Genomic DNA, 24944 nt, shown 5'->3' with positions numbered 1-24944 from the left:
ACAAAAGTTCCTAAGTGAGCATTGCTAATCATTAATCGCTGCGGTTTGTAGTTGTGCAGAGATCGCATTTTGTGCAACTACAGAAACAGAAGCTTTAATCAACAATCAATCGCATACTAGATTGCTAATGAATGAAGTTTTAGATTTTTGGTTTGGTCGATCGCAATCTCCCGAGTTTGGCAAAGTCCAAAAGAAATGGTTTGAAAAAGATGCGGATTTTGATGCAGAAGTGCGATCGCGCTTTATGCAGCAATACGAACTCGCCGCCTCCGGTCAACTCGACTCATGGCAAGATTCCCCCGAAAGCTGCCTAGCATTAATTATACTGCTCGATCAATTTCCGCGTAATATGTTTCGGGGAACGCCCCAAGCATTCGCCACAGACAGCAAAGCTTTAGCCACCGCCGAATACGCTATTAATAATAAATTCGATCGCGAATTGCTGACTGTACAAAAATTATTTGTTTATCTGCCTTTTGAACACAGCGAAAACTTAGAAAAACAGCAAAAATCTGTCGAACTATTTAGCCAACTCAGCGGCGAACCTGACAGCGATTCATTCATTGAATACGCGATGCAGCATTTGGAAATAATCGAGCGTTTTGGGAGATTTCCCCACCGCAATGAAATTCTCGGACGCGAAACAACCCCGGAAGAAGCAGAGTTTCTGAAACAACCCGGTTCGGGATTTTAAAGCGCGATCGCCAAATTTTTAGGTGATTTGCTGTACAGACTTAAAAATACTATAGTTAAGAGGAATGCCCCACTGATTTTACAGCAAAAAGCACGGATTACAATTGATATAAAAAATAGCGATTTTCTGCTAACATTTAAAATTTAAAATCAAATCGGCTACTAAAATTATCAATATGTGTTTCAAACACCAAGAATATATAGATAAGCTTTCAACTCAATGCCCGCCACAGGACTATGAACCTAAAGAAATGCTGGCTTTTAGATTTGTATTTGAACCCCATGATGAACGATCTATTAATAACTTTAAACCAGTGCTGATAATAACTCCGCAGCGCAACCTACAACCAGAAACAGAAGCAACCAGATGTCAAGGTTATGCGCTATCATTATTTGATACCAAGGAAAATGCCGAAAAACGTTATTTAAAACTAACAAAAAAAAGAAAAAAACTCCGCGATTCTCTGGGGACTCACATAGCAGCAGGCTCGATCGACAAGACAGATGGAGTTGTCTCCAAAATAGATGATAACGGTCACTTGAGCCTACATGAATTTGCTACTGCTGATTGAGCAGCAAAATTTGTAATAACATCTTGTTTATTGTAAGGTACAAAAAAATGGAACAATTAATAGGATTTAAACTAAGTAAATTTCCTTTATCTCTCAGAAGCATAGTCAATTTAGAGTATTTCGACGGCCCCCTGCTATCGCTTTTTGAGAATGAATACGGCGATAGCTATCTTTATTCTTGGTGCGATGTAGATAATTTGTACAATCGCTGGTTGGTTTTCAGAGTTGCACGAGTAACTCTCAAGCTTTACATAGAGGGACAAGTTTCATTGCACGAGTTAATTGTAAATCCTGTTGACGGATTTCTATATTCATTAGATATAGACAAGGATTTACAGGTGAAAAACACTTATTTAATCCTGCCTGATAATTTACCGGCAATCTACTTGCCCGAAACAGATTCCTATTACGAACTGTCTGATTTAAATCGCGAAACTGCGGAAGAAGATAGGTTATTAATTTTTCAAAAGCTTTCCGGTGAATCTCAACTTAGCAAGGTTTGAAGCTGACTAAACAACCAGATCCCCGACTTCTTGAAGAAGTCGGGATCTAATCCATCGCCCAATCCTCAGCCGCGATACTGCACCCGATAAATCCGGTTGTTCGCTTCCTCAGTAAACAGCAAACTCCCGTCAGGTAAAACCAGCAAACCAACCGGCCTCCCCCAAGTTTTCGGGCCAGACGGATCTGTCAGAAAACCAGTGAGAAAATCCTCATAATAACCTTGAGGGCGTCCGTTCGCCGCATTAAAAGGTACAAACACGATTTTATAACCAGTTCCAGCGTTCCGATTCCAACTGCCGCGAAACGCCACAAACGCCCCGTTCAGGAATCTTTTAGGAAACGTTTTGCCGTCGTAAAACTGAAGCCCCAAAGCCGCCGAATGCGCCTGAAACAGCACGTCCGGCATTAATGTTTTAGCCGCTAAATCAGGTCGATCGCTATTGCCGTTTCTAGCGTGGCGCGGGTCGAGCAAATTCGGCTTAAAATAAGCGTAAGGCCAGCCGTAAAACTCGCCTTGACGAATTCTTGTGAAGTAATCCGGCACCAAATCATCTCCCAAACCGTCGCGTTCGTTGACTGTCGTGTAGAGTTGATTGGTTGTTGGGTGAAAATCCAATCCCACCGGATTTCGCAAACCGGAAGCAAAAATTTGCTGGTTCTTGCCGTCCAAATTCATCACTTGAACAGAGGCCCTCGGCAGCGGTTCGACATCGGCATTAGACTGCGATCCAACTGATACGAAAAGCTTGCTCTTGTCGGGGGAAACGACAACATTTCGCGTCCAGTGTTGGTTGTAGCCGCCGCCCGGTAAATCGGCAATTTTTTGACCGGCACCACTCAATTGTTCCTGTCCTTTTGTGTAGGGAAATCGGCGGACTTCAGCGGTATTTCCGAGGAAAAAATAGCGATCGGCAAAAGCCATACCAAAAGGAATATTTAACCCGTTTTGGGCACTTGCAAAAGTCTTGCGAACCTCAGCAACCCCGTCGCGGTTGGCATCCCGCAACAGCGTAATCCGATTCTGCCGGGTTTCTGTTACCAAAACATCGCCTGTCGGCGTCAAAGCCAGCCATCGGGGAGCGTCTAAATTGTCAGCAAAAACGTTAACGACAAAGCCAGGAGGCACTCGCAGCACTGGCGATGCGGGAATCGGTACTACTTGAGGAGGTTTTGAGGCGCTATCGCTGGCTCCTGGCTGCGGCAAAGAAGTTGCAACAATGCGGATTGGCTGCGGCGACAGCGGTTTGGTCGGTACAATTTGATTTGTGCCAACATTTGTCAGCGGTGCACGGGAGGGAATTTGCGACACGGGGCCGGTGTCGCCAACAGCAGGGGCGATCGCATCTGTAGCTCGATCGCACGCAATCATCGGCAACAGCAGAATTAGCAGCAAGAAACGCAGGTAATACATAGCAGCCATTTCTCCACAATTGCTGGACAATTCTATTATTCTAACTGGTATTAAACAGCTAAGCCACCGCCGGCGCGGTGGCTTAATTCGATTTACTGATACCAGTTGCAAAAAAGAATGCAACTGTAGACCTGTGATTCCAACTTTGAGCTTGATCAGTCAATCAATTTTAGATTTTAGATTTTAGATTTTAGATTGAAGAAAGCGACCCCACTGATAACTCCGAGGGCTTGCGATCCGGATTCGAGCTTTTTTCTCGCTCCACGAATGAATCACGCGGCTGGTGACCACATTGCTTTTGGTCATTCCCATCGAAAATCAAAAATCAAAAATCGAAAATGGTATAACCTAGGTCTACCAAAGTCCTCTCACAGGAGCCGGACGGGGAGCCGGAGCCGGAATCGGACGGGGAGCCGGAACCGGAGCCGGAGCCGGAGCCGGACGAGGAGCCGGACGCGGTGGCGGTTCTGGGGCCGGACGCGGTGCCGGTGCTGGGGTTGCAGGACGAGCAACCGTTGTGGCTACAACCTTATAATCGGGGATCACCGCGATATTTTGTATCTGAGATCCGGCGACGGTGGCTCTGACTTTCATTCCCGGTACGAGGCCAATAATTCTCAGGACGCATCTTTGAATCCTGAGAGTCCTGTACGGCGCGCTTTCTTCGCGAATAGTTACTACGTCGCCGACAATACTTTTGACAAAACCCACAATGGTTCTAGTGTTTGCTGTTGTGGTGGTTTGCGTTTGGGCTATTTGAGTTGCAGGGTTAGCCATCGCAGGATGTACTGAGACCGCCGAAATTACCACCGACAGTGTTGCACCTGTCAATAATTTGATGTTCTGAAGACGCATTGAAACCTCACATTAACTGCTATTCAGGGTCGGGTTTGCTTCCGCTGCGCGAAAGTCCCAACCTCTATACCTAATCCAGTTTAATCCCCAGAGTAGGAAATTTATGACAATCTCAAAAAAAGATTATCGAACAAGTATTGAAAGACTAAATTTTACATCATAAGTTCCCGATTTACAACAAGTTCAGCGGTTCGCATCTCTAGAGTGTTGCCGTGATATATTGAGTTTATTCGATCGACCGTAGCAGTTTTTTTCCGCCAACCTAACTGTTGCTGGGGGCAACTCTACCCAAAGACAGAGTGTGCTTGCCGGATACAGCAGCGCCATAGTTTGAATACTCGATCCCCAGTCTGCCATCCCCAGTCTGCCATGGCTAAAAAATCAAATTAGTCGGAGGTATAATTTAATCATTTTCTGGCAATATTTACGCATAAACCGGGTTTTCTCACGACATTCTCTTGCGTAAGTCCACTGAGCCACTTATAAAAACCTTGTTTTTTTCGTAGTATTATTGCCTAAGCTTTGTGTTGAGTTACAAGTTATCAGTGGTGTAATTTCAACTAACAACTGTGCAGCGCAGTTGCAGTCAAAAAGCCATCTCAAAATTTTTCCGATCGGGTGCGGTTGGCGGATAATTAGATAGGAACTTTGTAGGAACTGCTGGTGAGGAGTTTAGCGAACAAAACAATGGTGAAGAGCAAATTTTTGTTTAACAAGTTAATTGTACTGAGCTTGAGTGCAGCCGCGCTGTCGGTTGGCCTACAGCAGCAGGCGATTGCCGAAGTGGTGGCTAATTCAAGTAATAGTGCGATCGCGGCGCAGCGGCCAACATCCGAGACCAAATTGCCGAATCTCGGAACCCCAGAACTGCCGCCCCTGGGAGAACCATTTCGTTATATTCCCCAGGAACCCAAACCTGCGGTAAATCCTATTGAGGAAGTGCGTTTAGTGCTGAAATTGCGAGAACGCCGCGTCTATGTTTACCGACAAAATAAGGTGCAAGCCAGTTTCCCGGTTGCTGTGGGAAAAGGCGGGTGGGAAACTCCTACAGGCAATTTTAAAGTTATGCAAATGATCAAAGATCCAGTTTGGCAAAATCCTTGGACAGGAGAACTTATTCCTGCTGGGCCCGACAATCCATTAGGGAGTAGGTGGATGGGGTTTTGGACGGATGGCAAGAATGTGATTGGTTTTCACGGTACTCCGAATCCAGAGTCGATCGGGGGGGCGGCTTCTCACGGCTGCGTCAGAATGTTTGATAAAGACGCACAGGCTTTATTTGAGAAAGTCGCAGTTGGCACACCGGTGATAGTTGAGCATTAATTATTTGGAGGTTGGGGTGCATAAAAACACATGAACAGGCTTTCCGGCCTGTTCCACAAAGACTTAAATTTGGTTGTGGGGTGGGCAGGAGAGCCCGCCCATGAAAGACTTATTGATAATGCAGCTATTGGCTGAGTTAAAACTTACATTTTTTACCCCTCTCAGCAACAGGCTTTCCGGCCTGTTCCACAAAGAGTTAAATAGATTGCTGATATTTTTCCAGCAACTCCGGGATGTAATCGTAGCCGTCCACACCGATCGCCGGAATGATATTCGCTCGACTTTTCGCCAAAGATTGTTTAAAAGATTCTGCCCCCATTTGACCCCGCAAAATTGTCAACAAACCAGCCGATTGACGCCACTCCATCGCACCAATTTGTTCCAAAGTATACATCCCCAAACTGCCCGCAAATATCGCTTTTTCTAGTGAGTTGATTCTGTAATAAGCTTGAGCCAGGTAAGCCAAATTCAGACCTTGCAAATATAAATCCCCTGAGAATTGAGCCGCTTGCCAACCTTTGAGCAAATACTCGATCGCAGCTTCAGCATTTTCCAGGGCGATTTTAGCAATACCGAGACTGCTGGAACAAAAAGCTTGACTTTGGCGATCGCCCAATTTTTCCGATAGCAACAAACCTTGTTCCAAATAACCGATCGCACTCTCGTAAACCTCCGGTTCCACCTCCTCCAACTGCCGCGCTTGAAACACTTCACTGTAACCCAAATTAGCCAGAGCATTTGCCTCGCCTTGTCGCTCTCCCGCTTGTCGTGCCATAATTAAAGCCCGCTGGCTGTAATTAATCGCTTCCTGATAATTTTTTTGAGCAACATAGTTGCGGCTGATGTGATTGAGATTGGCAACTTCGCAAGCTTTGTCTCCTTCGGTACGGGCAATTTCCAGCGCTTGCTTGTGCAGCAAGAGCGATCGCTCGTAGGCCCCAGCCGCCTGCATCGAATAACCCAAAAGCGTCAGAATCCGAGCTTTTGCTTGAGTGCCTTCAACTCGCCGCAGCGGTTCGTCTAAATAATCCAAAGTATGCCGCAGCGCTTTACCATCAAACGAAGCAAAAATTCCCCCGTAAAGCGGAAAATATTCTCGCTGAGAAAAAGCGCGCAAAATTTGCAAAGTTACTTGAAAACAAGCATTTGCCAACTGCTCGCCGCTCTTGGTAGAATTATTAAACCCACTAGCTAGCTGACTCCAAATTACCGCAAAAGTAATGTAAGTAGAAATTGAAGCTTTTGTTGACACTTTGGAATCATAAACTTGCTTGTCAAACCATGTCGCCAACGCCCGCTGCAAGCACTGCAAAATAATCGCCGCTTCCACCAATATGCCTAAATCTAAATTCGATTGCTGGGCGGCGAATTGAACTACAGATTCACCGAGCGCAATAGTATTCAAAAGAGCCTGGGGAAAGGGACTGTTAACTTTTTTTGCCCAAAAAGCCCAAGGCCCATTTTGTTCGGGACTACCGGCAAATCCTAGCTGCTGCGGCTGATAAATCCAGCCCACGAGTTCCGGTTCCAACCGCTGCCAAGATTCTAAACCTTTAGCGATGCCGGCGGTGATTTGCTGCAAATCTTGTTCGGTTTCGGGATTGGCCGTTTGCAGCATTTGTTGGTGCAGAGATTTTGCCAATTGCTGCAATTGAGCCAGAGTCAGCGGATGTTCTTTATTCGGGTCAATTACTTGCAATAATGCCAGGAGGCGGGCGTTAGATTCGGCAGTAACGATTTGTTGGATTGATGATGCAATTGCGCGATCGACGCGGTTATCTTTCTGCCAGCGTTCCCATTCTCCCTGGATGGTTTTGAGAGCTCGGAGGGTGCGATTTGCCTTTGCTTGTTTGATTTCGTCTTTTTCATTTCTGACTTGATTTTCGGCGGCATCAAGCCGTTCGCCGAAACAGCGTTCAAAGATTTCGCCAGTACCGGTGCTAATGTCTTGCACCAGCATTTGATAAACTTGTTCTTTGGAGCGAATTTGACCTTTGAGGGTGATTTCGACAATTTTGTCGATTAGAGCTAGGTAGCGATCGCGCAGTGAGGTAGAGTCTGGCATAAGTTATTTTTAGTTAATAAATTTTTATGGACATCGCTTGCAGCTTGCACCATTTCATGCTGCTATTTAATTTTACAGCTCCTCTGGATTAATGCCCATTGCTCGCAGTCGATCGGCTAATGGATTTGCTCGCTGACTTTCTGATTCGGCACGCTGACTTTCTAATTCAGCTCGCTGTCTTTCAAACTCCTCGGGAGTCAGAACCCAATTTCCACTGACATCGTACCAACGCAGCCACCACCTCGAACAACCTTGATAACAACCTTCCCACAAATCTATACCTAATTCTAATTCCGGTATCCAGAATCTGGGTTCGGTTAAAACTTGTTCGCGGTAACGATTGCCAATCAAGCGAAATATTCTCAAATGATTGTTGTACCGACTGAAAACAAAGTAGTAAGGAATCTGCAAAATCTGTTCGTAAACTCGCCACTTAGTAGGCGGTTTATTTCGTGCTTCTTGTGTAATTACTAAATCCTCATCTTCAGTTCCAGGTGACAGCAGTTCTACTACTACCAGAGGACTGACATTTTCTTGCCACATCACGTAGCCCAGGCGCAATTCCTCACCTTGATATAATCTCGGAACCCCCAAGACGACAAACCAATCAGGTCTTTTGTACCAATTGAAATGGTTAGAATCGTAGTAGAGATTGAGGTCTGTCGCTATAAATATTTGTTCTGGCGGATGATTTGCGGGGCGGCAGGTTAGACGCAGCAGTTCGGGTTGAAACTCGTGGAATTCGTCAGGCAAACCGGGTTCCTCCGGGTCTTCACTGGGTAAATCATACATCGTAGGAAGGACTTTTGTTTGGGAATGCTGCGAATCCGGTACGTACATCGTCATAAGATTACCCAGGCGAGACGGCTTGAGGAGATTGAAGCGGTACGGTAATTGTAATATTATAGCGCGATGTGATTTCTTGCGGCAGAAAGTCAGTATCTTTTGCACCTGGAATCTTGGCTAAATAACAATCACGAACTGCTAACATAAAACCTTTAATTGCCTCTGGCGAATTTTGAAAGTCTGCATCTATTAGAAAATCGCGCCACTTGCTTTCATCTTCACCATAAATATCGACTAAATGCAATCCTGCTAAATACTCCGCTACGGGGTCAAGTACAAACCGGACATTCTCTTTGCTAGGGACGTTCGTTTGGATGAGGTGGAGTTTTTCTTGGAGATAGTTGAAGCGTCTATCGACATCTTGTGAATTAAATACCGATAGCGCATTGATGGCATCTGGAATCTTAGTGCTAGCGGGTCGATAAGTGAGTCTCAGGCATTCCCAAGCGAGCAATTTAGCATCTTCGTGAACCGTGATATCTGTCAATTTATTTTCTACCATGTCCCGGTTCAGTTCGTTCAGATAGGACAGCATCAAATCTGGTATATTTTCAGGTAAGTTACCACTTTTGTTGCCTTCCATTTTCGCGACCAACACATCGGCGTATAGTTTGGCAAACAATACAGTTGTACTTCTGCCTTGAATTCTGATTTCCTCTAAAAGTTTAGCCAAATCGCCGCAGGCATAATGAAATTGCGAACCGTTAAAAAGATTTAATTTCCCTAGCTTTTCTAAGTATTTTTCCATGAAAGCTGATAGTTCCGATCCCTCAATTCGCAGCGGGTGAAGCGTGTTTTTGTTGGCTTTACCCATTGTGGAATCAAGTCGCGAAGTCACAATCAAAGCATTGATGGGAAAATCGGCAGCATTAGGGTCAATTTCCTTTTGAGTTGTTTCTGCCATTTCTGAAAAGTGGTCAACAATTACTAGGATACGGCGCTGTTGTAGCAATTTTTGCAGCAGTTCTTCAGCAATGGGCGTGGGATGGTTGGTGATAGATTTTAGTTGACCGCGTATGGCTTCAAAAAAGGGATTTTTGCCTTCCGCGACTTTACTGTCTAGTTCTTCTTCGATCAAGATTGGAATCATCAGGTGTTTGCAGAGGCGTTGGGTTTTATCGGGTTCCATTGCCCAATCGGCAATTTGACAAGCGATGCTAGTTTTGCCGATACCGCCTTCACCCCAGATGAGCAGACAGATTCGCTTTTTGGTGAAAATTGCTGGCAAATCTTGACCCCTAAGTTGAGGTAGTTTTTTGTCGTCTAATTCAAAAGAAACTGGGATGTAAGTAGCGCGGCTTTTGACTGTATTTCGTTGAACAAATTGTTCGCGGACTGTTTCGATGTGGGCCGAAATCCAGGAATCTAGAACTCTGGGACGGTAAATAAAAATACTGAAAAAGGTAAGGTCGCGAATTCGCACGGGAGCACCGCCCCATGTTTCAGGTAGTTTAAATTCGTAGGGTTTGAGTGCGTCGTTGATTCGCAGCAGCCATAGGGGACGGAGCCGGAGGATTAGAAACCACAGGGACGGGAAGAAGATTAGGTAAATTATTGTTGCTGCTACCCATTGATTCTGGCTAATTAAATTGAATAAATTGGCGTTTTGTTCTATTTTTAGAACATTGAGGTATGCACGGAAATTGGCGATTCTTTTATTTTTTTGCGACTCATTATATGAAAAAAAATCAGTAGATCCTGGTTGAGACTTTTCCAAAATTTTTAAAGCTGATTCTAGGTTTGATACAGCCTGATTTAACTCCGATGGGGTTAGCTTTTTTGCCTTTTCTTGAAGGCTAAGAGCAATATTTTCCAAGGCAAAGGCGGCACTGCTACGCACATTTTTATCGGAGTCTTTGAGCAACAGAATTAGCTGCGGCACAGTAGTTTTAGCTTCTGCACCGATTTGTCCCAAGGCAAAGGCGGCACTGCTACGCACACCTGCATCGAAGTCTTTGAGCAACAGAATTAGCTGCGGCACAACAGTTTTAGCTTCTGCACCGATACTCCCCAAGGCACCGATGGCACTGCTACGCACATTTTTATCGGAGTCTTTGAGCAACAGAATTAGCTGTGGCACAGCAGTTTTAGCTTCTGAACCGATATTTCCCAAGGCAAAGGCGGCACTGCTACGCACATTTTTATCGGAGTCTTTGAGCAATAGAATTAGCTGTGGCACAACAGTTTTAGCTTCTGCACCCATTGTCCTCAAGGCAAAAGCGGCACTGCTACGCACGTCTGCATCGGAGTCTTTGAGCAACAGAATTAGCTGTGGCACAGCAGTTTTAGTTTCTGAACCGATATTTCCCAAGGCACTGATGGCACTGCTACGCACGTCTGCATCGGAGTCTTCCAACAAGGGAATTAGCTGCGGCACAGCAGTTTTAGCTCCTGCACCCATTCTCCCCAAGGCAAAGGCGGCACTGCTACGCACATTTCTATCGGAGTCTTTAAGCAAGGGAATTAGCTGTGGCACTGCATTTTTAGCTTCTGACGACTGTTCAGGTAACAACCGATTATTACCAACCATTGTTTTTAACACGTTGACCGAATTACGGCGTACCTTTACGTCCGAGTCTTTCGACGCTTTGACAAGAGCAGGAATAGCACGATCGCCAATTCTTTGGAGAACCTGAGTAACACTCCGGCGGACTAGCAAATTTTCCTCTTGCAAAGCTTCAATCAAAGCAGGAATAGCTGGTTCACCTATTTTTCCTAACTTCTCAATAGCTGCATCAAGTTCCTTTTCATCGTTGCTCTTTAACTTCTGAATGAGGGAGGAAATCTCTTTGGAACTAGCTTTTTGTGCGCTGACACTTTCAGCCCCAGCGCTGCGAATCAACAGCAAAGGCGATGTGAAAGATAAAAACGAGAGGGCAATTACGGCAACTAATTTTTTTCGGTAGCGCGTCGTCATGGGCCAGAATCCTTGTATTTGATGAGCCGTCTCAGCCATTTGAATAATTGTATCTACATTCTCATCACACTGGTTTAACTGGTTCCCAGGCTCTGCCTGGTAACGAGTATAATCATTTAGGATTGCTATATTAGTCACCTTCTTTATTTTTTATTCCTTAGCTATGGCATTGCAGTTTAAGCTTTTGCGCGGATTTTATTCAAAGCAGACGCTGTACTACTACGCACATTTACATGGGAGTCTTTCTGCAAGAGAATTAGCTGCGGCAGTGCAGTTTTAGCTTCTGCACCGAAACTTCCCAAAGCAGAGGCTGCACTACTACGCACAGTTGCATCTGAGTCTTGAAGCAGGGGAATTAGCTGTGGCACAGCAGTTTTAGCTTCTGCACGCATCCTTGCCAAAGCATAGTCTGCACGGCTACGCACCTTTGCATCGGAGTCTTTCTGCAAGAGAATTAGCTGCGGCACAACAGTTTTAGCTTCTGCACCCATACTTCCCAAAGCATTGGCTGCACGGCTACGCACGGTTGCATCGGAGTCTTTCAGCAAGAGAATTAGGTGCGGCACAGCAGTTTTAGCTTCTGCACCCATCCTTCCCAAAGCATAGCCTGCACGGCTACGCACAGTTGCATCGGAGTCTTTCAGCAAGAGAATTAGCTGCGGCAGTGCAGTTTTAGCTTCTGCACCAACCGACACATCTGAGTCTTTCAAGGTTTTGACAAAGGCAGGAATAGCAGGAAGATGAATTTGTCTTAGAACCTCAGCAGCACCCTGGCGGACTGACAAATTCTGAGCCTGCAAAGCTTCCAGCCAATCAGGGATGGCTGGTTCACCTATTTTTCGTAACAGCTTAATAGCTGGATCAAGTGCCGTTTCATCGTTACTCTTTAACTTCTCGGTGAGGGAGGGAATCTCTTTGGGATTAGCTGTGGGTTCGTCCTTAATTCCAGCCGCAGCATTGCGAGTCAACAGCAAAGGGGATGTGAAAGATAGAAACGAGAGAGCAATTACGGCAACTAATCTTTGTCGGCAGTGCTTCGTCATGGGCTAGAATCCTTGTGTTTGATGAGGCGTCTCAGCCATTTGAATAATTGTGTATACATTCTCATCAAACTGTTTCAGGACTCCGGGCGATCTAAATTTGTGCTTGTCTGTGGTGAAATCGATCGCCCTAAATACTGCTTAAAAAGCTGCACTTTAAGAACATTCCGCAGTCTAAGGCATAATTAGATATCTTATATTCGTTCTATGATGTGTTTATGATTTCCGAACCCCTTACCCTCTCAACCAGCAATCCTGTTTTAGCAGCCAAAGGATTAACTCGTCGTTTTGGTGGTTTAATTGCTGTAAAAAACGTATCTTTTACAGTTGAAAAACACGAAATTTTTGGATTAATCGGCCCTAACGGCGCGGGCAAGACAACTCTATTTAATCTAATGACTGGACTGATACCTGCTTCTAGCGGCAACCTGATTTATCAAAATGAAAATATTTCCCAATTGAAGCCTTATCAAATTGCCAATAAAGGTATTGCCAGAACTTTTCAAAATATCCGGTTGTTTGGGGAACTTTCTGCTGTGGAAAATGTGGCGATTGCCCGACACATCCACAGTCGATCGGGCAATCCAGTTTTATCGGTGCTGGCGGGGATTTTCGGCTTGCCAGCATCTAACGCAATGGAACGCAAAACCCAGCGAAAAGCCTTAGAATTGTTGGATTTAGTCGGATTAGGCGATCGCGCGGGCGAACAAGCCAAAAACTTGCCCTACGGCGACCAGAGGCGCTTAGAAATTGCCCGCGCTTTAGCCTTAGAACCGCAAATACTCTTGTTAGATGAACCTGCAGCAGGGATGAATCCCAGTGAAAAGCACAAATTAAGCGAATTTATCCGAGAAGTACGCCAACAATTCAATTTAACTGTAATATTGATCGAGCATCATGTACCGCTAGTTATGGGGTTGTGCGATCGAATTGCCGTCTTGCATTTCGGTCAGCTTATTGCTTTGGGAGAACCTGCTGTTGTGAGGAATGACCCGGCGGTGATTGAGGCTTATTTGGGAGATGAAACGTAGAAATTGTAAATGTTTCCCCGGCTCGGGCAGGGAAGCGACATCTACAGGCTCCGCCTCGTTTGGTAACATAAAAAATCGAGGCCGAGCCTCTGGTTCTGCGTTACCAGACCGAGCGGGGAAACGAGTAAGATTAATAGTTATTGTTAAATGTATCTCCCAGTCCTCTTAAGAGGAATTCAGCTATGAGCCAGGGGTTGAAACCTCTGGCGGACTCGCGGACTAACCGACTAGCGAACTGCGGGAAAAGAGAGAAAATTTTATCAACAATCAAGTCACACAAAATGCAACACAGCTCACCCAAAACCACCCAAAACATCCTCTTAGAACTCAAAAATGTTTCTGTAAGTTATGGCGGAATTCAAGCCATACAAAATATTAATCTCACGATTAATGCAGGCGAGGTTGTCAGTCTCATCGGTGCCAACGGTGCGGGCAAAAGTACCACCCTGAGAGCGATTTCTAAAATAGTTAATTTGCGGCAAGGACAAATTATTTATAGCGGGCGCGATATTAGCCGCCGCCAAGCTCACGAAGTTGTGAAATTGGGAATCGCCCACAGTCCAGAAGGGCGGCGGGTTTTGGCGCAGCAAACGGTGTTGAGTAACTTGGAATTGGGGGCCTATATTCGATCGGACTCGGCCGCAGTAAAAGCCGATTTAGAGCGCCAATTTGAGATATTTCCGCGCCTAGCAGAAAGGCGCCGCCAGCTAGCAGGAACTCTCAGCGGCGGGGAACAGCAAATGCTGGCGATCGCCCGCGCTCTGATGAGTCGCCCGAAGCTGCTATTATTAGACGAGCCTAGTTTAGGCTTAGCACCTGCGATCGTCAAAGAAATTTTTGCAATTATTCAAAACCTCCGCTCAACAGGCGTTACAATCCTCTTAGTCGAACAAAACGCCAGTTTAGCACTGCAAATTGCCGATCGGGGTTACGTACTAGAAGCTGGTAATATTACCCTCACAGGTATTGGAACGGATTTGCTAAACGACGAGCGAGTCAGGAGCGCATATTTAGGATGACTTGGTTAATTTTTGGAATTTTGAGCGCTTTCTTTGAAGCCGTCAAAGACGTTTTGGGCAAACAAAACCTCAAAAAAAGTGACGAATATGTCGTCGCTTGGTCTTTCTCATTTTTTTCAGTCATCTTTTTGATTCCCTGGGTATTTTATACAGGAATTCCGACCTTAAACTCTCAATTTTGGCTCGCCCTATTAATCGGAGGTAGCATCAACGCTGTCACAGCCCTCCTCTACATCAAAGCCATCAAAGTATCAGATTTATCCCTGACACTACCGATGGTAGCTTTGACACCTTTATTTATGTTGGTAACTTCACCGTTAATTGTCGGTGAATATCCCAAATTATTTGATTATATTGGCATTTTACTAATCGTAGCAGGCTCTTATTTATTAAATATCAAAGAGAAATCCAAAGGATATTTAGCCCCATTCAAAGCACTGCTGGATGAACCAGGGCCAAAATTGATGTTAATCGTCGCATTACTATGGAGTATTGCCGCAAATTGTGACAAAATAGGAGTTACCAATTCCTACCCTATTTTTTGGGTATTCTCTTTGTTTGGTACAATGAGTGTTTTGCTACTGCCAGTTTTATTGCACAAAACCCCAAATCCAGGGCGACAAATTCTCAAACAATTACCAATGCTAGCTGCTATGGGGTTTATCAATGCTACTGGAATAATTTTTCAAATGCAAGCTTTGACATTAACTTTCGTAGTGCGAGTGATCGCGATTAAGCGTACTAGCGTGTTAATGGGTGTATTGTTCGGTCATTTCATTTTTAAGGAAAAAGATATTCAAGAAAGATTATTAGGGGCCGGAATCATGATTTTGGGAGTTTTATTTATCAGTTTATAGGTTGAGACTTGCGGAACTTTGACGCTCATTCTCCCCCCGAATGTAGGGGCGGTGCCCCCGTGCTCGCCCTCTCTCGGTTGGGCGGGGATGTCTGGGTGGGAAACAAGCCCGCGCCTCTATTGATGTATAAGTCATGTTATACTCAAGGCGATCGCACTTTTTCTCACTATTTATTAAGATAAAAAAAATTAATGCACAAAATAGCCGCCACACCCGGAGGTTGGAACCCTCAAGCAGAAGGAGTAATTTTTATTCAGCAAACCCCAGCACCAATAGTATTTATTAGTGCTGCTGACACCGACATTCAAACTCTCGCAGCCGCCGCATCCAAAATGCCGGCAAAATTTCCCAAAGTGCGGGCAGTAAACCTGCTTCAGTTGCAGCAACAACTAACAATTGATACTTATGCCGAGGAAGTTTTAGAACGCGCAGAGGTGATAATCTTAAGACTGTTAGGAGGGCGTTCTTATTGGTCTTACGGGTTAGAAATCCTGCGAGAAACTGTGCAAAAAACTAACGCATCACTGATTGTAATGCCGGGAGAAGACAGTCCCGACCCCGATTTAATCAGCCATTCCAATGTATCGCTGTCAGCAGTCAATCAACTGTGGCGCTATTTCACAGAAGGTGGAGTCCAAAACTTTGTTAATGCACTAAAATTTGCCGCCGATACTTGCTTGAAAACTGTTTATAATCCGCCCCTACCTCAAACAGTTTCCCGCGTCGGAATTTATGATTGGAAAAAGCAAATTGAATCGTCCCCAACTTGCGGACACGGGGACATTGCTTCTAAATCTAAAGTCGGAATTTTATTTTATCGCGCTCATTACTTATCAGGAAACTTAGCACCAGTTGATGCACTTTGTCAAGCTCTCGCAGAGCGAAAATTAGTACCAGTTCCCGTATTTGTGTCTTCTCTTCGGGAACCGGATTTGCAAATAGAATTGCTGGAATATTTCCAGCCAAAAGAATCAGAACCCATTCAATTATTGCTCAACACCACAAGTTTTGCAGTCTCGGGTTTCAGCAGTCAAGAACCGGCACAAAACAGCTTAAAATCCTTAGACGTTCCCGTATTGCAAGCAATCTTCAGCGGTGGCGGTTTGGAACAGTGGGAAACGGAACTTCAGGGACTTTCGCCCCGCGATGTGGCTATGAATGTAGCATTGCCGGAAGTAGACGGAAAAATCATTACTAGGGCTGTTTCTTTTAAAGCGGTACAGACTTGGAATAGCGAATTAGAAACAGATGTAGTAGGCTATGTAGCAGCGGGCGATCGCATTTCATTTGTAGCAGATTTAACCGCGAATTGGGTGAAAATGAAACAAACCCCAGCCGCCAACAGACGCATTGCCATAATTCTGGCAAATTACCCCACCCGCAACGCCCGCTTAGCCAACGGTGTCGGCTTAGATACGCCCGCTAGCTGTGTCGAAATCCTCAAAGCTATGCAGCAAGCTGGCTATCAAATTGAAAACATCCCCGCTAGTGGCAATGAGTTAATTGAACTGTTAACTTCTGGCGTGACAAATGACCCGGAAGGACGCGAATTGCGGCCTGTTCATCAATCTTTGGATTTGGCAGAATATGAAGAATATTTTGCTACTTTGCCGCAGGAAGTGCAAGATGGGATTTGTAAAAGATGGGGGCTTCCGGGAAGCTATGCACAAGATTTTATAAGTAACAATACGTCTTTTCCGATTCCGGGGATTCAGTTCGGTAATGTATTTGTAGGAATTCAACCATCGCGGGGATATGAACTTGACCCCGCATTAAATTATCATGCACCAGACTTAGAACCAACTCACAATTATCTAGCTTACTATTATTGGCTGCGAGAAAAGTTGGGAATTGACGCTATAATTCATGCCGGAAAACACGGCAATTTAGAATGGCTTCCCGGTAAAAGTATAGCATTGTCTAACAAATGTTATCCAGAAGTAGCATTAGGCGCAATGCCGAATTTTTATCCCTTCATTGTCAACGATCCGGGGGAAGGTTCCCAAGCAAAAAGACGATCGCAAGCCGTGATAATCGACCACCTGACACCGCCGATGACTCGCGCCGAACTCTACGGGCCTTTGCAGCAGTTGGAAACCTTAATCGACGAGTATTGCGAAGCCCAAAGTTTAGATCCGTCCAGATTGCCCATGATTCGCGATCGCATTCTCGCCCTCACCAACAAAGAAAACTTAGATAAAGACTTAGGAATACAACTAAATAAATCGGAATTTACAGAATTTATTACCCGCACAGACGGCTATCTGTGCGAACTCAAAGAATCCCAAATTCGCGACGGATTGCACATTTTTGGGCAGTGTCCCGAAGGTAGACAGTTGAGAGATTTGATAATTGCGATCGCCCGCCATCCCACCAACGGGCGATCGGGCATAACCCGCGCCCTAGCAGAAGACTCAGGTTACGATTTCGACCCCTTAACCTGCGATCCAACCTCGATAATTCAGCACCGCACAGCAGGCGATTTAACAGCAGAACTCGAAGAAAAAGCCGCTGAATTAGTAGATAATTTAATCGAAAACATCCGCATTAATCCGCGTTTATCTGCGGTTATAAATTCCCAAACAGGAGAAGCAACCAAACACGAATTAGACTGGATAAATAACTATCTTTTACCTTCACTCCTCCAAACAAACCAAGAAATTACCAACCTTTTGCGCGGGTTAGATGGGCGGCACATACCAAGCGGCGCATCGGGCGCGCCCACTCGCGGCAGACCAGATGTATTGCCCACAGGTCGCAATTTTTACTCAGTAGATATCCGCGCCATTCCCACAGAAACCGCCTGGAGAGTTGGCAGAGTTGCTGCTGAAACTTTAATCGAAAGATACACCCAAGAAAACGGCGAATATCCGAAAACTTTGGGTTTGTCAGTGTGGGGAACATCCACTATGCGGACGGGGGGAGACGACATCGCCGAAGCCTTGGCGCTGATAGGAGTTCAACCAGTTTGGGATGGCCCTTCGCGCCGGGTTGTAGATTTTGAAATCTTGCCAGTTTCTGTTTTGGGGCGGCCGCGCGTTGATGTTACTTTGCGAATTTCGGGTTTTTTTCGCGATGCTTTTTTTAATTTAATTGATTTGTTTGATAGTGCGGTAAAAGCTGTGGCATATTTAGACGAATCGCCAGAAAATAATCCTTTAGCAGCACAAGTTAAAGCAGAGATTCAGTATTGGGAATCTACAGGTTTGAGTCAGGAAGAGGCGCAAGGGCGATCGCAATTTCGAGTCTTTGGCTCAAAACCGGGTGCTTACGGCGCAGGACTTCAAGGCATAATTGAAGCTCAAAACTGGACAGACGACAGCGATTTAGCAAAAGCTTACATTAATTGGAGCAGTTACGCCTATACAAGTACCCCCCCAACCCCCCCTTATCAAGGGGGGGCTAAATCTAATTCCTCTCTTTTACAACCAGAGAATACCCCCCCAACCCCCCCTTATCAAGGGGGGGCTAAATCTAATTCCTCTCTTTTGCAACCAGAGAATACCCCCCCAACCCCCCCTTACCAAGGGGGGGCTAATTCCAACTCTTGTCCCCCCCCTTTACAAGGGGGGGCTAGGGGGGGTGAATTAAGTTCTGAGGCTAATTCCAACTCTTGTCCCCCCCCTTTACAAGGGGGGGCTAGGGGGGGTGAATGGGGATGTTCTGCACCCGAAGCATTTGAAAAACGCCTCGGCCAAATGCAAATAGTTCTGCAAAACCAAGACAACCGCGAACACGACATCCTCGACTCCGACGATTATTATCAATTCCAAGGGGGAATGACGGCCGCAATTCGCAATTTGCAAGGCAAAAATCCTGAAACCTATTTCGGAGACAACTCGATTCCCGAGAAGCCGAAAGTGCGACAACTGCGGGAAGAAATTGCGCGGGTTTATCGCAGTAGGGCTGTAAATCCCAAATGGATAGAAGGTGCGATGCGACACGGTTATAAAGGTGCTTTTGAAATTGCCGCAACTGTTGATTTTTTGTTTGCTTACGATGCTACGGCAAATTGTGTAGAGGATTTTATGTATGAAGGAATCGCAGAGGCTTACATTTTTGATGAGAAAGTGCAGACATTTATTCAAGAAAACAATCCTTGGGCACTGCGAGATATGGCGGAAAGATTGCTAGAAGCTCGTCAGCGGGGGTTGTGGGAGAGTGCGAACCAGGATACATTGGATAAATTGAGGTCGATCGCCCTTGAAGCCGAAGCAGTCATCGAATCCCATACTGGTTTCTAGTCTGAACGGAGAAATGATAGAATATAGTTAATATGCGAGGAATCCATGTTGCGCGATCTCACCATCCAAAATTATCGCTGTTTTAAAGATTTTCATATAGACAAGCTAGCTAGAGTTAATCTGATAGTCGGTCAGAACAATAGCGGTAAAACTACTTTTTTGGAAGCCATTTATTTATTAGTACACCAACAGAATATTCAAGCTGTGTTTGATGTGCTAAGTAGCCGCGGCGAACAGAGCAAGATACAGACTCAACTTGCTTCGGGTCAAGCAGTAAACCGCAGCAAGTATCAATTTGAACATATTTTTTACGGACATCAACTAACTCCAGATCTAAGCATTTACATTCAATCTCAGAAAGAAGAACTACTCTCATTCAAAATACAAGCAAACCCTACAAACCAACAGGTATTAATTCCGGTAGCTGAAGAACTTGAAACAAGTTTTTTGTCAGGAGAGTTAATTGTTTGCTACAATCACAATGCCACAGTCAAAATTTCACTGCTGCGCGATGGTTCTATTGCTGATTTAGTTTCTTCTAAATTGACCGAGAGAAATAATAACTATTTATCGCTTGTCGGTTCCAGTCAAGATAATTTTAATTTACTCAAAACTACTGCGATAGCTTTTAACGATATGGCTGTGTTTTGGGATGCTATTACACTGACACCAAAAGAAGAAAGCGTAGTAGCAGCGCTGCAAATCTTAGAACCCGATGTAGAACGTATCAGTTTTACCAGCAATCCCACTACTGATAGCGGTATTTTGATTAAAATTAGAGGACAAAATCACCCAATTCCTCTTGGCAGTATGGGAGATGGTATGGGACGAATTCTTAGTATAGCAATGGCAGCCGTATCATCAGAGAATGGGTTTTTGTGGGTTGATGAAATTGATACAGGTCTTTACTATCAAACGCAAACTGATATGTGGCGATTGATATTTGAAACAGCACAGCGATTGAACGTTCAAGTCTTTGCAACTACCCACAGTTGGGACTGCATAGCCGCATTTCAAGAAGCCTTAGAACAGTCAGAAGATAGTTCTGTTGGCAAATTATTTCGCTTGAGCCGGCGCGGCGAGGATATTCGTGCAGTTGAATACACTCCCGATGAATTGTCCGTTGCAGTGCGCCAAAGTATCGAGGTGCGCTGATGCCAAAAGCACGAAAACCTCCTCAACCAAAACCTCAACAGTTATTGGTAGAAGGTAAGAATGACCGACACGTCATCTGGGCTTTGTGCCAGCAATATCAACTGCCAGAAACATTTTCCGTCGAAGTGCCGCAAGAAGACGGTACAGAAGGAATTGAAGCGCTGCTAAATGGCTTGCCCGAAAGATTGAAAGCAGAGAATTTACGCACGTTGGGAATTGTGGTTGATGCCGATCGCAATTTAAGTGGGCGGTGGCAATCTCTTAAACATAAACTGAGTTCGATCGGCTATCGAGATATCCCCCAATCTCCCCCTCCCGAAGGCTGGGTTTGCACACCTTCAGATCCATACTTGCCTCGCGTCGGAGTTTGGTTGATGCCAAACAATCAACTTCCTGGAATGTTAGAAGATTTTGTCGCCTATCTCATCCCCCCTGGCGACACCCTGCATCCGAAAGCCGAAGCAATTTTACAAGAGATCGAACAAGCCGGACTTAACCGCTACACTTTAATTCATCATCCCAAAGCGCTAATCCACACTTGGCTGGCATGGCAAAAAACGCCTGCAATGCCGATGGGACAAGCAATAACAGCGCAGGTGCTTAGCTGCGATTCCCCGCTCGCCTTAATTTTTATTGAATGGTTAAAACATCTGTTTGAGCTAATTGCTCCATCCCCCGGATAATTAGTAATATCTATTAATGTTTCGCGATCGCTGAAAGCTTTATGATTCGCCGCTACATTGCTAGCATCAGCACCAGCATCTTAAAACGTACCTGCGCCGCAACCGCCTTGCTAGCCTTAACTTTGGGATGTTCGTCTACCAAGCCGCCCAACACCGCAGCGCCATCGGGTTCGATCGAATCCGCAGTCTTAGCGCAGTCCCCAACGTCTCTGTTAGCCCGAAACCCCAACAAATCCAAAAAATCCGTCAGCGTTTCTTCATGCCCTCAAAACGATGGCTTCACCGAGGCAGTTAACTTTGCCACCCAAGCTTCTAATTTGGCTCAATCAGCCAATTCAAAACAAGAGTGGGACAAAGTAGCCGCCCTGTGGGTACAGGCCGTCGCCTGGATGCAAGCGGTTCCCGCCGGCAGTCCCAGACGGGCGTTTGCGGAGAAAAAAGTAATCGAGTACATGAGAAACCTGGTTTATTCCCAGCAGCAAGCGAGCGCAACCAGATCGCAAGCCAGTACAGTCAGCTTCAGCAGCGATTTGCTAAACGAACAACTAGAACTTTACCTATCCTACGTTGCTGCGGTCGGCCCGCCAGATGTTTTGATTGTCGGCAGTTCCCGGGCATTGCAGGGCGTCGATCCCAAACAGCTAAAACAATCTTTGGCCCAAAGGGGCCGTCCGGGCTTAAAAGTATTTAACTTTTCAGTCAACGGCGCAACTGCACAAGTAGTTGACTTTCAACTGCGGCGGCTTTTGAAGCCGGGTCATTTGCCTCAAATGATTGTCTGGGCGGATGGTGTGCGCGGATTTAACAGCGGCCGGGACGATCGCACTTTTAATTCGATCGTCGATTCTGAAGGCAGCCAACTTTTAGCAGCAGGCATTCGCCCCGAACTGCCGTCGGATGAACCCAACGAGATTCCGCTGTGTTACAGATTCCCGCAGCCCTGCGCTAACAACACTTTCCGCAAAGCATTGGCATCTGTCGATCGACCTTTCAGGGGCGGACAAGATGCCCACCCCACAATCAAATTCCTCTCTAGTGGAACGGGCATCTTGCCCGTTGCTGACACCCACCCCACAATCAAATTCCTGTCTAGTGGAACGGGCATCTTGCCCGTTGCTGAGAATGCTGCAAGATATGAGTTAAAACCGATCGCAGCGAATGCAGCAACCCAAAAAGCACAATTGATTCCAGTCTCGCGACGCACAACAGTAGCCATGAGACAACTCAACCAATTGGCAGATTCGATCGACTCTAACGGATTCATGGCTATATCGGGCACTTACAACCCCAACACTTATTATCGGGAACGCGCTTACGTTTCAGGCCAGTACGATCGCGACTACGAAAACTTCAACCTCGGAGGCAAACAAGCAACAGCCTTTAATTCAGTTGTAGCATTTACCAAAGCTCGCAAAATTCCCCTAATTTTCGTTAATTTGCCCCTCACCAACGACTACTTAGACGGAACTCGCCTGTGGGCAGAACAGCAGTTCCGGCAGCGAATGCAGCAACTCTCGCGGCAAAAAGGCTTCGCTTTCCGCGACTTGTCGCAGCGCTGGCCGGGCCGTAACGACTATTTTTTTGACCCCAGCCACCTCAACCGCTTTGGGGCGATCGCAGTTTCTCGCCTACTCGCGGCCGATTCCAGCATTATCTGGCCGCGGCCCAAATCCAGCCGCAGCGAGGGATAATACCATTTTCGATTTTCGATTTTCGATTAAAGAATTGGGAATGACAGATGATATCAAATCTGCCCTTCATCGGAATTATTCATCTCTCTTCCCTTCCTCTGTATCCTCTGCGTCCTCTGCGGTTTAATCATTCCGATATAACCGGAATTGATATGAGATAAGGGTTTGCAGCTTGCCAAAAATTGGATTACTTTTTGGAATTGCTATAAACCAGAGGCAGAATCTCCGAGGGGAGATGCCCTGCGGCATCGGAATAAGATTTTTCCGAGTACAGTGCGATCGTCCCGGTCGCGGCACTTCAGTCTAAAATCTCATCATCTAAAATCTAAAATCGATGTGCAGTGCGATCGTCCCGCTCGCGGCAATTCAGTCTAAAATCTAATCATCTAAAATCCAAAATCTCAAATCTAAAATCGATAGGTTGTGCAACTAAAACAAGTAATTATCGCCCACAAAGCCAGAGATACCCTCAGCCAGCGTTGGGCAGAACAGTGTGCCCGCCAATTAGAAAGTCGCGGGTGTCACGTTTTAATGGGGCCCAGTGGCGCGAAAGATAACCCGTATCCGGTGTTTTTAGCTTCTAGTAACAGCCCAATTGATTTAGCGGTAGTGCTGGGGGGCGACGGTACGGCCCTAGCTGCCGCGCGGAATTTGGCGGCTGACGGCATCCCGATTTTGGCAGCGAATGTGGGGGGACATCTGGGGTTTTTAACCGAGTCTTTTGAGGATTTCCAAAATACTGAGGAGATTTGGGACAGACTTTCGGAAGATAGGTATGCTGTGCAGAAGCGGATGATGTTGCAGGCAACAGTTTTTGAGGGAAACAGAAGCAATCTCGAACCCCAAAGCGATCGATTTTTGGCACTAAATGAAATGTGTGTCAAACCTGCTTCAGCCGATCGAATGCCGAGCTGTATTCTAGAAATGGAAGTTGACGGCGAAGTAGTCGATCAGTATCAAGGCGACGGTTTAATTGTGGCAACTCCCACCGGTTCGACTTGCTACACCGCATCTGCCAACGGGCCGATTATGCACTCGGGAATGGATGCGATCGCAGTTACTCCGATTTGCCCTTTGAGTTTATCCAGTCGGGCGATCGTACTCCCGCCCGGTTCAGTCGTCAGCATTTGGCCTTTAGCAGATTACGAACTCAGTACCAAACTCTGGACAGATGGCATTTTAGGTACTGCAATTTGGCCAGGACAGCGCGTAGACGTGCGGAGGGCAGACTGCGAAGCCAAGTTTATCATTTTGCGGAAAAACTATTCTTATTACAACACTTTGAGGGAAAAACTTCACTGGGCAGGAGCCAGAATTCGGTACAGCAACAATCACCGCAATTAATCCGAATCATCCACCATGAAACTGCATTAACCCCTAGGACGCGTAAGCGTGAAAAAACCAACAATCATACAAAAACCGCCCTCAGCCAACGCATAATCTCTGTACTTTGTTAAGATCGCTCAATATCTTGACAAACAGCCTGATCCATGCAGATTTCCAAAAAATCAACCCGACCTTTCAACCCTCAAGATACATATCCCTGTCCCGTGTGTCGCACCGGTCAAATTTCCACCCTAGCGCTGATGGACGCCCTAGCTTGCAACTTCTGCCAGCACATTTATACCGCAAGCGTTGAAAGACAATCGCTCCAAATGGCCGATCGCCAACCGCCCGTAACTTGGCACTGGAACGGCAAACAGTGGATAGGAGCCCACCTCGAAGGCGTAGAATTCGGATGGCCCTACTTTGCAGCGGCTCTTGGTCTAATTTTCCTTCCCACTACCTTGCTGGGACTTTCAGCTTACTATTTTCCCCCGGTTCCCGGCAGCCGGTTGTCGTGGCTGCCCGTAGCTTGGACAGGCTTAGCTTTTTTGTCGCATTTAGGCATTGTGCTGTGGTTGGTAGGTGAATTTTATCAATTCCCGGTGGTGACTTACTTCAGAGCTTGGGGGCGCAGGATTAGCCGGCGCTAGCTTAAATGCTCTCTAACAGCCGATCGCCCTCCGGCGGCCCACCGACATCGATCCAGGTAAAA

At 45.9% G+C, this 24944-nt stretch carries 20 protein-coding genes; 14 read left to right on the top strand and 6 right to left on the bottom strand.

Annotation, left to right across the window (positions count from 1 at the left end; genetic code table 11):
* Positions 1–127: 127 nt before the first annotated feature.
* The 3 genes from QUA62_RS04795 to QUA62_RS04785 all read left to right on the top strand — a co-directional run bounded on the left by QUA62_RS04795 (position 128) and on the right by QUA62_RS04785 (position 1768).
* Positions 128–694 (top strand): DUF924 family protein, encoded by a 567-nt coding sequence (locus QUA62_RS04795; protein WP_333402717.1) that lies wholly within the window; start codon positions 128–130, stop codon positions 692–694.
* A gap of 175 nt (positions 695–869) precedes the next feature.
* Entirely contained in the window at positions 870–1265 is a 396-nt protein-coding gene (locus QUA62_RS04790) for a hypothetical protein (RefSeq protein WP_333402716.1), read from the top strand.
* A gap of 47 nt (positions 1266–1312) precedes the next feature.
* Complete coding sequence (locus tag QUA62_RS04785; protein ID WP_333402715.1) at positions 1313–1768, top strand: DUF6575 domain-containing protein; 456 nt, start codon at positions 1313–1315, stop codon at positions 1766–1768.
* Positions 1769–1833: 65 nt separating this feature from the next.
* Here QUA62_RS04785 and QUA62_RS04780 read toward each other — a convergent pair whose 3' ends face one another.
* Positions 1834–3189 carry a sorbosone dehydrogenase family protein gene (locus QUA62_RS04780; RefSeq protein ID WP_333402714.1) on the bottom strand — a complete coding sequence of 452 codons (1356 nt, stop codon included), beginning with the start codon at positions 3187–3189 and terminating at the stop codon, positions 1834–1836.
* A gap of 345 nt (positions 3190–3534) precedes the next feature.
* Entirely contained in the window at positions 3535–4035 is a 501-nt protein-coding gene (locus QUA62_RS04775) for an autotransporter (RefSeq protein WP_333283725.1), read from the bottom strand.
* Between the two features lie 687 nt (positions 4036–4722).
* Between QUA62_RS04775 and QUA62_RS04770 the strand changes: the two genes are divergently transcribed.
* Entirely contained in the window at positions 4723–5358 is a 636-nt protein-coding gene (locus QUA62_RS04770) for a L,D-transpeptidase (RefSeq protein WP_333402713.1), read from the top strand.
* 196 nt (positions 5359–5554) lie between these two features.
* On the opposite strand, the gene QUA62_RS04765 is transcribed toward QUA62_RS04770, so the two are convergent.
* The 4 genes from QUA62_RS04765 to QUA62_RS04750 all read right to left on the bottom strand — a co-directional run bounded on the left by QUA62_RS04765 (position 5555) and on the right by QUA62_RS04750 (position 12229).
* On the bottom strand, positions 5555–7423 hold the full coding sequence (locus tag QUA62_RS04765; RefSeq protein ID WP_333402712.1) for a tetratricopeptide repeat protein: 1869 nt from the start codon (positions 7421–7423) through the stop codon (positions 5555–5557).
* 72 nt (positions 7424–7495) lie between these two features.
* The gene (locus QUA62_RS04760; protein ID WP_333402711.1) at positions 7496–8269 is read right to left on the bottom strand and encodes a Uma2 family endonuclease; all 774 of its coding nucleotides are present in this window, start codon (positions 8267–8269) and stop codon (positions 7496–7498) included.
* A 4-nt stretch (positions 8270–8273) separates the two neighbouring features.
* The gene (locus tag QUA62_RS04755; RefSeq protein ID WP_333402710.1) at positions 8274–11324 is read right to left on the bottom strand and encodes a HEAT repeat domain-containing protein; all 3051 of its coding nucleotides are present in this window, start codon (positions 11322–11324) and stop codon (positions 8274–8276) included.
* 38 nt (positions 11325–11362) lie between these two features.
* A complete protein-coding gene (locus QUA62_RS04750) occupies positions 11363–12229 on the bottom strand; it encodes a HEAT repeat domain-containing protein (RefSeq protein ID WP_333402709.1) in 867 nt (288 codons plus the stop codon).
* Positions 12230–12444: 215 nt separating this feature from the next.
* Here QUA62_RS04750 and QUA62_RS04745 point away from each other — a divergent pair, with 215 nt between their 5' ends.
* The 10 genes from QUA62_RS04745 to QUA62_RS04700 all read left to right on the top strand — a co-directional run bounded on the left by QUA62_RS04745 (position 12445) and on the right by QUA62_RS04700 (position 24882).
* Entirely contained in the window at positions 12445–13257 is an 813-nt protein-coding gene (locus tag QUA62_RS04745) for an ABC transporter ATP-binding protein (RefSeq protein ID WP_333402708.1), read from the top strand.
* Between the two features lie 281 nt (positions 13258–13538).
* The gene (locus QUA62_RS04740) at positions 13539–14276 is read left to right on the top strand and encodes an ABC transporter ATP-binding protein (RefSeq protein WP_333283739.1); all 738 of its coding nucleotides are present in this window, start codon (positions 13539–13541) and stop codon (positions 14274–14276) included.
* Positions 14273–15133: an EamA family transporter gene (locus tag QUA62_RS04735; protein ID WP_333283741.1), complete on the top strand. Its 861-nt coding sequence runs from the start codon at positions 14273–14275 to the stop codon at positions 15131–15133. Before QUA62_RS04740 ends, QUA62_RS04735 begins: the two co-directional genes overlap by 4 nt.
* 191 nt (positions 15134–15324) lie before the next feature.
* Positions 15325–19377 (top strand): cobaltochelatase subunit CobN, encoded by a 4053-nt coding sequence (gene cobN / locus QUA62_RS04730; RefSeq protein ID WP_333402707.1) that lies wholly within the window; start codon positions 15325–15327, stop codon positions 19375–19377.
* A gap of 45 nt (positions 19378–19422) precedes the next feature.
* Positions 19423–20532: an AAA family ATPase gene (locus QUA62_RS04725; protein ID WP_333218351.1), complete on the top strand. Its 1110-nt coding sequence runs from the start codon at positions 19423–19425 to the stop codon at positions 20530–20532.
* Positions 20532–21215, top strand: coding sequence for a DUF3226 domain-containing protein (locus QUA62_RS04720; RefSeq protein WP_333402706.1), 684 nt, complete (start codon positions 20532–20534; stop codon positions 21213–21215). Before QUA62_RS04725 ends, QUA62_RS04720 begins: the two co-directional genes overlap by 1 nt.
* Before the next feature lie 41 nt (positions 21216–21256).
* A complete protein-coding gene (locus QUA62_RS04715) occupies positions 21257–22906 on the top strand; it encodes a hypothetical protein (RefSeq protein WP_333402705.1) in 1650 nt (549 codons plus the stop codon).
* 165 nt (positions 22907–23071) lie between these two features.
* Complete coding sequence (locus QUA62_RS04710; RefSeq protein WP_333402704.1) at positions 23072–23281, top strand: hypothetical protein; 210 nt, start codon at positions 23072–23074, stop codon at positions 23279–23281.
* A gap of 48 nt (positions 23282–23329) precedes the next feature.
* Positions 23330–24250 carry an NAD(+) kinase gene (locus QUA62_RS04705; protein WP_333218354.1) on the top strand — a complete coding sequence of 307 codons (921 nt, stop codon included), beginning with the start codon at positions 23330–23332 and terminating at the stop codon, positions 24248–24250.
* Between the two features lie 146 nt (positions 24251–24396).
* Positions 24397–24882, top strand: coding sequence for a hypothetical protein (locus QUA62_RS04700; RefSeq protein ID WP_333218355.1), 486 nt, complete (start codon positions 24397–24399; stop codon positions 24880–24882).
* The last annotated feature ends 62 nt before the right edge of the window (positions 24883–24944 follow it).

Source organism: Microcoleus sp. MON1_C1 (assembly GCF_036701945.1).
Classification (GTDB): domain Bacteria; phylum Cyanobacteriota; class Cyanobacteriia; order Cyanobacteriales; family Microcoleaceae; genus Microcoleus.
Note: the sequence above shows the minus strand (reverse complement) of the source record. Positions and strands in the feature narration are given on the sequence as shown.